10 protein-coding genes and 1 tRNA gene are annotated in these 10,121 nt (G+C 58.8%); 3 read left to right on the top strand and 8 right to left on the bottom strand.

What is annotated here, in order from left to right:
* Window positions 1–3: 3 nt before the first annotated feature.
* Together ACMNI9_RS09550 and ACMNI9_RS09545 are read right to left on the bottom strand one after the other, a co-directional pair.
* The gene (locus ACMNI9_RS09550) at window positions 4–1,773 is read right to left on the bottom strand and encodes a GGDEF domain-containing protein (RefSeq protein WP_225749583.1); all 1,770 of its coding nucleotides are present in this window, start codon (window positions 1,771–1,773) and stop codon (window positions 4–6) included.
* Window positions 1,774–1,958: 185 nt separating this feature from the next.
* The gene (locus ACMNI9_RS09545) at window positions 1,959–3,515 is read right to left on the bottom strand and encodes an LCP family protein (RefSeq protein ID WP_114566635.1); all 1,557 of its coding nucleotides are present in this window, start codon (window positions 3,513–3,515) and stop codon (window positions 1,959–1,961) included.
* Between the two features lie 333 nt (window positions 3,516–3,848).
* Between ACMNI9_RS09545 and ACMNI9_RS09540 the strand changes: the two genes are divergently transcribed.
* Window positions 3,849–4,166 carry a helix-turn-helix domain-containing protein gene (locus ACMNI9_RS09540; protein WP_181792541.1) on the top strand — a complete coding sequence of 106 codons (318 nt, stop codon included), beginning with the start codon at window positions 3,849–3,851 and terminating at the stop codon, window positions 4,164–4,166.
* Between the two features lie 44 nt (window positions 4,167–4,210).
* Here ACMNI9_RS09540 and ACMNI9_RS09535 read toward each other — a convergent pair whose 3' ends face one another.
* Genes ACMNI9_RS09535 through ACMNI9_RS09520 form a run of 4 tightly spaced genes read right to left on the bottom strand, consistent with a single transcriptional unit; the run spans window position 4,211 to window position 7,194 of the window.
* The gene (locus ACMNI9_RS09535; protein ID WP_418831798.1) at window positions 4,211–5,371 is read right to left on the bottom strand and encodes an ABC transporter permease; all 1,161 of its coding nucleotides are present in this window, start codon (window positions 5,369–5,371) and stop codon (window positions 4,211–4,213) included.
* Complete coding sequence (locus tag ACMNI9_RS09530; RefSeq protein ID WP_114566638.1) at window positions 5,368–6,045, bottom strand: ABC transporter ATP-binding protein; 678 nt, start codon at window positions 6,043–6,045, stop codon at window positions 5,368–5,370. The genes ACMNI9_RS09535 and ACMNI9_RS09530 overlap by 4 nt, the downstream gene beginning before the upstream one ends.
* An 8-nt stretch (window positions 6,046–6,053) precedes the next feature.
* Window positions 6,054–6,953, bottom strand: a complete 900-nt coding sequence (locus ACMNI9_RS09525) for an efflux RND transporter periplasmic adaptor subunit (protein ID WP_114566639.1) — start codon at window positions 6,951–6,953, stop codon at window positions 6,054–6,056.
* Between the two features lie 52 nt (window positions 6,954–7,005).
* Entirely contained in the window at window positions 7,006–7,194 is a 189-nt protein-coding gene (locus tag ACMNI9_RS09520; RefSeq protein ID WP_147269858.1) for a hypothetical protein, read from the bottom strand.
* Window positions 7,195–7,365: 171 nt separating this feature from the next.
* On the opposite strand from ACMNI9_RS09520, the gene ACMNI9_RS09515 reads away from it, so the two are divergent.
* Both ACMNI9_RS09515 and ACMNI9_RS09510 read left to right on the top strand, forming a co-directional pair.
* The gene (locus ACMNI9_RS09515; RefSeq protein WP_225749585.1) at window positions 7,366–8,049 is read left to right on the top strand and encodes a response regulator transcription factor; all 684 of its coding nucleotides are present in this window, start codon (window positions 7,366–7,368) and stop codon (window positions 8,047–8,049) included.
* On the top strand, window positions 8,042–9,400 hold the full coding sequence (locus tag ACMNI9_RS09510; RefSeq protein WP_418831795.1) for a sensor histidine kinase: 1,359 nt from the start codon (window positions 8,042–8,044) through the stop codon (window positions 9,398–9,400). The genes ACMNI9_RS09515 and ACMNI9_RS09510 overlap by 8 nt, the downstream gene beginning before the upstream one ends.
* Before the next feature lie 123 nt (window positions 9,401–9,523).
* Here the strand turns inward: ACMNI9_RS09510 and ACMNI9_RS09505 are convergent.
* Together ACMNI9_RS09505 and ACMNI9_RS09500 are read right to left on the bottom strand one after the other, a co-directional pair.
* Window positions 9,524–9,599 (bottom strand) — tRNA-Arg (locus ACMNI9_RS09505).
* Between the two features lie 18 nt (window positions 9,600–9,617).
* The coding region (locus tag ACMNI9_RS09500) for an HAD family hydrolase (RefSeq protein ID WP_418831793.1) at window positions 9,618–10,121 on the bottom strand (504 nt) is incomplete at its 5' end.

Here is a 10,121-nt window from a genome sequence, read left to right as displayed (position 1 = left end):
CATCTACAGGGAGTCTTTGTCTCGCTTTTCTTCGTACATTGCGCTGTCGGCAGCATCGAAAAGCTCTTGGTAGGTTTTGCCGTCCTGCGGGAAAAACGCCGTGCCAACGCTCATTCCCAAGTCGAATCCCATCTCAAGGGAGACCGCCTTCGCTTGCGCGCGCAAAGTGGCCTGAATTTCCCGAGCATCGGAAAGCCCATCGTCCGACAAAACGAACGCCGCGAACTCGTCCCCGCCCACTCGACCGACAACCCCGCGCCGATCGAAGACCTCGCGAAGCACCCGAGCGATGGTCGCAAGTGCGCGGTCGCCCGCCAAATGACCGTACGAATCATTCACCAGCTTGAAATCGTCCACATCGATCACGAACAGGATGCCGGGATCACCTGCGTTGAGCATAGTCTCTATGCGCTCCTGAACGGCAAGTTTGTTTAGCACGCCGGTCAGCCCGTCAAGCCTCAGCCGATGTTCGAGTCGCTCTTCCTTTTTCCGCTGGTCGTCGACATCGACAATCTTCACGACCGCGCGATACGGCTGCGACCCCTCGTACAAATAGCGGAACGTGAAGCTGAACCAGCGATACTCGTCCAAAATCGACCGAACGCGGCACAGCACCACGCGCGTCTCGCTTGGATGCGGGTTTTCAAGCGCTTCAACTAGAGCGTCGTAGTCATCTTCGCACACGTCGATCAAAGACCGTCCGCGCTCAAGATAGGACTGAGCCGACAGCTCCTCCAACCGAAACACCTCGCGCGCGTTCGGCGTCAGCTCAAGAACGTCGGTCGCGTACGAATATTCAAGCAGTACGGTATCGGAGAACTCGGCGAGCACCGTATAGCGCTCCGCATCGCGACGCGCTCGACGACGAATGCCGCCCACCGCAAAAACCATGATCACGCACGCAGCAACGCCAACGCCAACCAGCGAGGCGCCCGTTGTTACCGTCCCCTCCAGGATATGCTCGGCATGCCGAGCAAGATCGCTCTCTTCGGTAAAGTTGACGATGTTCCAATCGTTGATCCCTAACGGCGCTATCGTCATAAACACGGTCGAGCCGCCATCGGAGCCGATCACGGTGGTTATCACTTCGTTGTCTTTTTGAATGCCCGAGCGCACCTGATCCACGGCCTGCAGCGAGCACCCGCGCTCTTCCAGCAGCTCGAACAGATTGACCCCGGCCAATCCTTCCGTATTTTGGCGCACGGGAATGATGGATCCGTCTTTTTTAACCAGCAGCGAGGATATCAACGTAACCTGGGTGTCCTCCTGGCTTGTTTGCAGCAACGTGGAAGCATCGACCACGCTTCTCAGCACGGCAACCACGCGGTCATCCTTCACCACCGGCTCTGCAACACTATAATAGTAGCCGTCGTAGCGCTCGGATTTGCGCACCTCGGAAACCACCGACTGGCCTGCTTTCAGTCGAGTGAGAATGTCGATCTGCTCGTCCTTCCAAAGAACGTTGACTTCCAAGCCTGCTTCCAATTCCTCTATGGAAGAGTAAACAACCCGAAACAGCCCCTTCTCGTTCCACGACTGCAAGTACGTCGCGTACATCTCACCCTGAGATTCAAGATCGATGGATTCGGCAAGCGCACGCATAGACGAAAGAACGCCGCGCGTTTCGTGGATGGAAGATTCAACCTCCACTTTCTGAGCAAGCGTATAGTCGCTCATGCTCTCGGTTGTCATCACGACGAATTCGGCATTCAGAAAGCGGGAAAACGAGTTGAAAATGCCGAATATGACCACTCCGACTATCGCTACAGACAAGCCGAGCGCAATAAGAGTACGCGAAAAATACGGCGAATCCCATCCGACGAGTCGCCGCATGACACCCTTATATTTCCACCGCATGTTCACGACACCAACATCTCACGACTGTCCAGAAGGGGCAAGGTTGTAGCGATTATACACCCCATCGGACAAAATGCCCCGCAAACCGCGCACAAGGCACGCTAGGCAGCCAAACCGCCTGCAGAGCCCGAAGCTCCGCCTCCACCAGGAGCGTTCGCATCGCCCGAGCCGGTGCCCGCAGAGCCCCCGGCGCCAACCGCGCCGGAAGAACCCGCGCCGCCCGTGCCTCCCCCCGATCCGGTGCCGGAGCCCGTCGCGCCCGTGCCTCCCGCAGCCGGCGCTTGATTGCTCGTCGAGCCTGAGGAGGACCCTCCGTAATATAGGGAGTTATCCACGTATCCCGAACTGCCGCCCGAATTGGACGTGCTCGACGAAACGGAGGGGCCGCCAGCAGACGTAATTCCACTGGGGTCGCCGCCTTCGTCGACAACCTTCATCATCTCTTTAGTCTTTTCGGCGTCGTTGATAACGTAAGACACCTCGTTGATGTACTGGGTGTACGAAGGCAGCATGGCCGAGTAGATGGTCAGCTCGCCATCATCGCGGAACTGCTGCGCCAGCGAAATGATGTCGTTCACGGACAAGTCGGTGGTCACGCTTTGCGCAGCGCTTTGAATAACGCCCGGAAGCTCCGTAACGGGCAAAGCGAGCACCTTGTTGACGATCGCCATGATCAGCTTGCGCTGGTTGGCCGTACGCGTGAAGTCGCCGTCGACGTACGCACGGCTGCGCGCGAACACGAGCGCCTGGTTGCCGTCAAGATGCTGCTCGCCCTCTTCGATGATGACGCGCGGCCATTCCGGATGCGCGGACGTTCCGTCGGCGTCGGGGTCGTCAACCCGCTCGTCCACCACGATGTCCACGCCGCCCACGGCATCGACCAGGCCTTTCAGCTCTTCGAAGTTGACCTCGGCATAGTGGGAAATATCCACGTTCAAAAGCTTGCTGGCCTCTTTGATGGCACCAGCCGCGCCGCTGTAGTTGTACGCGGCATTGAACTTGTTCGTGCCGTATCCGTCGATTTCGATTTTCGTGTCACGAGGAATGGACACCATGGTCGCCTGGTTTTTGGCGGGATCGACGCGCACAACGATGTTGGTATCGGAACGCGCGCCGGCAGAGGGGTCGTCGTCAAGACGGTCGGAGCCGATGAGCATCATGTAGAACGGCTCGGTAAACGCCGGATTGGAGACCGGCTTCAGCGCATCGCTGATGGCGCTCAGCTCGGATTCGGACTTGGTGCCCTGGTTGAGCTGCCTGTTGACGCCGTCCATCCAGAAAGCAAACGCCGTTCCTCCGCCCACAACAGCCACCAGCAACGCCGCGAGCACGCCAACCGCAATCTTCTTGCCACGATTCGACTTGCGAGAAGATGCGGTCGAATAAGACGCGTTGTTGCGGGAGTACTGGCTTACCGCAGTTTGTCGGCCGTAGGCACCGTTCGCGCCCGATCCTTGGCTGCCCGGCGTGTAAGCCGATCGATAGCCGGCGTACGAAGAGGGCTCGCCCGCACCGCCCTGGGAAAACGAGCCCGCTTGAGCCCGAGAAGCAATCCGCCCCGATTGCGCAGCCTTCGCCGAACGAACGGCGCGCGCCGATTGGGGAGCGCGAGACGAACGGGCCGCGGGACGGCTGGTGCGAGAGTTTTTTGGCGCCATATATTCTCCTCAACGACCCTTCGCGCGAACGGAGCGCGGTACAGAACGAGCCATGCACCGTCTCCCCGTCGGCGAAAGGCATCGGCTGCCAGGGCCTCAGTCTTCAAAACCTACCCGAACCCCCCGATGCCCAAACGATTCGCAAACCGTCCATATACCGGCATCCGCAGATTCGACGCGTATGGCATATATTGTAGCATCGATCGATTACAACCATAAAATAGGCATGCGCTGGGTACAAAGCGCACATTTTCCGAATTAGTGCAGAAACGTATTCTGGCGGTTACGCCGTTTCCCTTGGCTGGCAGTAGCCTGTTCTTCATGCATTCAGGCTTGGGACATAATAACCCTTCTCATCAGGAGTTTGACGAAGGAAGGCTCTCGTATGTTCTGGCCGAAAACGTCAAGCGTCTGCGCCTTGAAGCCAAGATAAACAAGCACACGTTCTCCCTCATGCTGGGCATAGGACGCCCGTTTCTCAACAAGATAGAAAGCGGGCTTGCCGATCCTCGGCTCTCCGTCATTGTGAAGATAGCCGACGCGCTCGAAACAACCCCCGAAGAACTGCTCACCACGCAAAAGCCAGCCGACAGGAAAAAGCGTTCGCCCATCGGTCTGCGCAGCGACGCGGACCACGCGCGCCTTCGCTAAGCGCCAAGCAAGGCGCCCGGGGGAGGAATCCGGGCGCCCGCTTGCTACTCTTGCCGCAAAGCTTCGATAGGCCGCAGCTTCGAAGCCCGGTACGCGGGGAAAATACCGAAAACCAGGCCGATAAACGTGCTTGCGCCGAACGCGATGCCCACAATGGACGGGGAAACCACGCAGGCCATGCCGACAAACTCGGCCAGCTTGCAGAAGCCCACGCCGAACGCGATGCCGAGCGTACCGCCCAACAAGCTTATGAGCAGGGCTTCCACCAAGAATTGGAACATGATGTCGCCGCAGCGAGCGCCAAGAGCCTTCTTGATGCCCACCTCGCGGATGCGCTCCGCAACCGAAACCAGCATGACGTTCATAACGCCGATGCCCGCAACCAGCAGCGATATGCTGGCAACCCCGGCAAGAAGGACCGTCATGGTCTTGTTGATGGAGCCGCCCGCGTTCAGCATTTCGTCTTGAGTGTTCACGACGAAATTGAACGGCGAGATGTTCTTGTCGACCCTCAGATAGCTCGACACCGCCTGTTTTACCTGCTGAACGCTGTTTTCGTCCGTTGCGCGAACATACACCGAATCGATCTTGCCGTCGGCGCCCAAAGCGTACGCGGCGGGAATCGGGACAATCACCACGCTTCCCGTGCTGAGGCCCATGGACGCGCCCTGCTCTTTGAGAACGCCCACCACGGTGAACTCGTTGCCGCCGATCTTGACCGTACGGCCCACCACGTCGGTGGTGCCGAACAGATCGCGAGCAACCGAACCGCCCAGCACGGTAACGTTCGACTTGTTGGCGCGATCCACCGAGGAAAGATTGCGGCCCGCGGCCAGTTCCAGGTTCCGGGCAGCCAGATACTGCTCGTCAGACCCCTCCACCGTCGCGCGGCTCGAATGCTTCGCGCCAACGCTCACCGAAGCGTTCACGTTTTTTGCAGGAGCCACCTTCGCAACGTTCGAAAGCTCGGATATGGACGACAGGTCGTTGTAATCAAGGGACGCCTCGAACAAAAGCGCCGAGATGACATCGCCTCCGAGCGCCTTCATCCGCTCGGAAACCTGGCGGTTCGAGCCGTCGCTCATGCCCACGAGAACGATCACCGAGGAAATGCCGATGATCAGCCCAAGCATGGTGAGCGCCGTGCGAAGCCTGTTGCGCGCAACGTTGCCCAACGCCTCTTTCGCTATCTGCACCCATTTCATACGGCTTTCACCTCCTCGTACAGCACGCCGTCGGCTATGGTCACAGTGCGGTTCGCCTCCAGGGCAAGCTCGGGGTTGTGCGTGATCAGCACCACGGTTTGCCCTTGAGCATTCAGTTCCTTGAGCATGTCCATGATCTCGACGCTCGTGCGCGAATCAAGCGCGCCAGTAGGCTCGTCCGCCAACAAGATTTCGGGCGTGCCCGCAAGAGCGCGCGCAATGGCGACGCGCTGCTGCTGGCCGCCGGACAGCTGGGTTGGCCGATGTTTCTCGCGCCCGGCAAGCCCAACCTTCTCCAGCATGCAATTCGCCAAACGGTCGGCCTCCGCCACGCGCATGCCCCGGTACAGCAACGGCAGACGCACGTTCTCTCGCGCATTCATGTTCCCCAGCAGGTTGAAGTGCTGGAATACGAAGCCGATCTTTCGGTTCCTCACGCCGGCAAGCCGATCGTCCGACATACGGGAAACGTCTTCGCCGTCAAGCAAGTACGTGCCCGAATCAGGCGAATCCAGAAGCCCGATCATATTCATGAGCGTGGACTTGCCCGAACCCGACGGCCCCACGATGGCAACGAACTCCCCGCGCTTCACCTGGAAACTCACGTTGTCGAGCGCGCGCACCTCGTCGTCTCCCATGCGGTAGGTTTTTGTAAGATGGGTCATGGAAATCATGAGAGCGCCTAACCCGCAGCCGGAAGCATCATTGCGCCGGCGCCTTCTTCACCGGGCATTTCACCGCCGCCCGCTCCCGCTTCGTTCAGGACGACCGCGTCCCCTTCGTTAAGGCCGCTCTTGATCTCGACAATTTTGCCGTCCGACAAGCCGGTCTCAACCTCGACAGGCTCCATCATGCCGCCCTCGCGCTGCACGAGCACCGTGGTCTTTCCGCCGCCCGCATCCACGATAGCGCTCACCGGCGCCGTCAGGACATCGGCAGCTTCGCCCACGTTGATGCGCACGTTCGCCGTCATGCCAATCAGAATGCTGCCGTCGTTGGGGATCTCGATGGTCACTTTGTACTTCGATCCGGTGGAGTTGTACGTGCCCACCTGGTTGATGTTCACTACCTTGCCCTCGAACGTCTTACCTTCGTTGGAGCCGAGCACAACCTGGGCAGCCTGCCCCTCGGAAAGGGTGGAAAGATCGCTTTCGTGGACGTCGAACTCAACATGCATGGCGTTGACGCGCGCCACTTCGATGTAATGCTCCTCGGTTACTTCTTCCTTGGCCTTCGGAAGGCTCTTGGACAGAACAACCAAGTCGTACGGAGCCACCAACGGATCCCCGTACGTGAAGTTCGCCAGCACGGTGCCCGCCGGAATCACCTTGTTCAGCGGCACCTCGGAGTCTTTGAAGTAGCGCCATTTGGGCATTTTCAGCTTCTCGACCTGAGCGGCCTTCACTTCGCCCGTGCCCTTCACCTGCTTCACCACCGTGCCCTTGGCAACCGTGCCGGTGGGCATCATTTCGCCTTCGGGGACGGCAGCGGAATTGGTCTGCTGGTACAGCAGATACCCAAGGCCGCCCAGCGCGGCGCACAGCACCACCACCACGACCACTTTGACGACGTTCCTTACCATGCTATCTCCTATCGTTGTTCATCATGCAGGCCCACGCCCGCCAAGCTCGTGGTTACGCCTCGTCGGTCGTGAAAGCGTTTTGATCGCCGCCTCCAAGCGAGGCGGAACCAACGGGGACCGCCGTCATCGACGTGTCCTTGTTCATGGTTTTCGCCAGCAGCAGGCCGCCGGTTACCAGAATCGCCACCGAAAGCATGACGACAAGAATCTTGTATGCGTTGCTAGTCTTGGAATCGTTCATGGGAATGCCTTTCTTTCGCATCCGTCAACTTCACGCTGCGCATACTATCGAAAGGCCCCTTAAAAAACCCTTAAAAAGCGTGCTCTCATCTGTGGAGATATCTCCACCTCCCGCTTCAGGATCGTTTAAGGATGCGATGATAGAATGGGCGCAACTGAAGGTGGGTGAACCATGAAGATTCTTATCGTCGAAGACGATCGCAACCTATCGAACGCCATCAAGCGATGCCTTTCCTCGACCTACGACGTGGATCAGGCATTCGACGGGGCGGAAGGCTACTTCTTCGCTAAAGAAGGCATTTACGACCTGGTCGTGCTTGACCTCATGCTCCCCGAAATGGACGGCTACTCAGTTTTGGAAAAGCTGCGCAAGAACGAGGTGTTCACGCCGGTGCTCATCCTTACTGCCAAGGGGACCATTGCCGACAAGGCGCGCGGATTCAGGACGGGAGCTGACGACTACCTGGTAAAACCGTTCGACAAAGACGAGCTGCTGCTGCGCATCGAGGCCATTCTTCGACGAACCATGGGACTGTACGGATCGGCTGACCTCAGTTTCAAGCAGCTGATCATTTCGCCGACGAACCGAACCGCATCAATCGAAGGCCGCCCTATCGAGTTGAAGGGCAAGCAATTTGACGCCCTTGAGTACCTGGTCAGTCGCCAGGGGCAGCTCATATCGAAGTCGCAGCTGTTCGACAAGGTATGGGGCTTTCTTTCCGACACATCGTCAAACGTTGTGGAAGTATACGTGAGCGCCATCCGCAAGCAGCTCAAGCCTTTCGGATACGATGCGTACCTGAAAACCATTCGAGGCGTAGGCTACTTGTTAACGGACGAGGACGACCATGCGTGAGAGCGCGCGCATGAAGCGGGTGTCCATTCGCTACGCAGCCCTGTTCTTTGTTGTGTTCGGGTTGATATTCGCCGCGCTAGGCGCATTCGTGTACCAAACGGTCAACGCCAACATCTTCAGAGCCGTCGACCAGCAAATACTCATGGTCGGCGTTGGAGAAGACCAATCTTTGGCAACGGGCACCGAAGTGAAAACCGACGCGAACGACGAAAGCCCGGCGCAAGAAGAGGCCGAGGTTCCGCCGGCGCAAGGCGAAGTTGCCAGCGAGACGCCCCAAAGCCAGATAGTCGAAGAAAGCCTGGAAGAGAATCCTCAGACCGTCCTACTTGCGCGCGCAAGCGACGGAACCGTGATGGATACGTTCGGCATCTACTCCACGTATCCCAATTTCTTCGAGACCCTGCCGTTCGATCCCAGCGTTTTGGACACGGCGTACCTCATGGAGAAAAACGGGCATCATTATCGCGCGGCGAACTATCGCGTGGAGCCCGCTGCGGACGGGATTGCGTACCTGCAAACCATCGTAAACGTGGATTCGGAGATAGCCATCCTGGAGCAATTCAGGTTTACCTTGATTGTCGGCTTATCGATAGCGCTTCTGGTTTGCGCGGGCGCCAGCTACGCGCTGTCGCGCAAAACGCTGCGGCCCATAGCCGATGCATGGGAAAAGCAAACGGAGTTCGTTCAGAACGCCTCGCACGAGCTGCGCACGCCCCTCACCGTCATACGTACGACGCAGGAGCTTTTGCTGGAAGAGCCTCACGCTAGGATCATCGACAAGTTCGAAGACATCAGCATCACCATCGAAGAGGCGGGAAGGCTGTCCCGGCTGACCAAAGACCTCTTGGCGCTGACCACCGCAGACGCGGAGGACAATGCAGCCGACATGACCGAGCTTGACCTTGGCGCTCTGGCAAGCGGCGTCGCGGCGGCCTATGAGGATCTGGCGCTGGCCGAGGGAAAAACGCTAACCGTGCGCACATCGGACAACGTCTTGGTGCAAGGCGATCGGGACAAGCTGCAGCAGCTTCTGGCCATTCTGCTGGACAACGCGCTCAAATACACCGAGGAAGGCGATGCGATTCGAGTATCAGTCGAAGAACGCGGAGCGTCGGCTCTGCTGCTGGTTTCGGACAACGGCGTGGGAGTGAGCAGCGAGGATCTAAGTCGGGTATTCGATCGATTCTATCGCGCCGACAAGGCGCGCTCTCGAGAAACGGGCGGGAACGGACTGGGGCTTTCCATTGCGAAAAGCATCATGGACGCGCATGGGGGCGCCATCAAGATGACGCGCAATCCCTCTGGAGGGGTCACGGTAACGGCATCGTTCAAGAAGGCTGCGGCCAGGTAGCGGGAACTTGCTTGCGGGCGTGGGCGCGGCGGTGCGCGTGCGCGTGGGCGCGGCGGTGCGGCTCGCGCTCGCCCTGAAACAAAACAGGCCACCGGTTGAAAACCGATGACCTGCAGCATCCAATGGTGCCCCCGGCGCGATTCGAACGCGCGGCACCCGCTTTAGGAGAGCGGTGCTCTGTCCCCTGAGCTACGGAGGCGCGGTGGCTATTGTAACATTAAACGAAGTTGAGCAAGTCTCGCGCATCCTCGATCACGATATCCGCGCCCGCTTCTTGAAGATGCGCCGCATCATGATACCCCCATGCAACGCCCATGGCGAACGTGCCGGCATTGCGCGACACCTTGATGTCACCCGGGGAATCCCCCACGTAGATAGTGCGGTCGGGCGTCGAGCCCAGTTCGGAAATGGTTCGGAGCAGGCCCGTGGGATCGGGCTTGCGAGGGATCTGGTCGCACTCTCCGTACATCACCTTGAACAGATCGGGCATGTGCTGATCGATCACGTCATGGACGCCTTGATCGAACTTGTTCGACAAAACGCCCAGACGAACACCGCGATGCTTGAGCTCGGCCAGGGTTTCGATCATGTGCGGATACGGGCTGGTAAGCTTGTTGCCAATCTGAGGGTACAAATCCTTCCAACGCTGCATGACGGCCTCGGCTTGCTCGGGCGACGTGCTGGCGGGAACAGCTTGGTACATAAGCGCACGTGCCCCATT

It is taken from the genome of Paraeggerthella sp. (genome assembly GCF_048427265.1).
Taxonomy (GTDB): domain Bacteria; phylum Actinomycetota; class Coriobacteriia; order Coriobacteriales; family Eggerthellaceae; genus Paraeggerthella; species Paraeggerthella hominis.
This window is presented reverse-complemented; position numbering and strand designations above follow the sequence as displayed.

What these genes read in the sequence shown, in the direction of transcription:
- ACMNI9_RS09525 (WP_114566639.1), bottom strand. Translation starts at nt 6,953, where the DNA reads ATGGTAAGGAACGTCGTCAAAGTGGTCGTGGTGGTGGTGCTGTGCGCC.
- ACMNI9_RS09510 (WP_418831795.1), top strand. Translation starts at nt 8,042, where the DNA reads ATGCGTGAGAGCGCGCGCATGAAGCGGGTGTCCATTCGCTACGCAGCC.
- ACMNI9_RS09545 (WP_114566635.1), bottom strand. Translation starts at nt 3,515, where the DNA reads ATGGCGCCAAAAAACTCTCGCACCAGCCGTCCCGCGGCCCGTTCGTCT.
- ACMNI9_RS09535 (WP_418831798.1), bottom strand. Translation starts at nt 5,371, where the DNA reads ATGAAATGGGTGCAGATAGCGAAAGAGGCGTTGGGCAACGTTGCGCGC.
- ACMNI9_RS09520 (WP_147269858.1), bottom strand. Translation starts at nt 7,194, where the DNA reads ATGAACGATTCCAAGACTAGCAACGCATACAAGATTCTTGTCGTCATG.
- ACMNI9_RS09530 (WP_114566638.1), bottom strand. Translation starts at nt 6,045, where the DNA reads ATGATTTCCATGACCCATCTTACAAAAACCTACCGCATGGGAGACGAC.
- ACMNI9_RS09515 (WP_225749585.1), top strand. Translation starts at nt 7,366, where the DNA reads ATGAAGATTCTTATCGTCGAAGACGATCGCAACCTATCGAACGCCATC.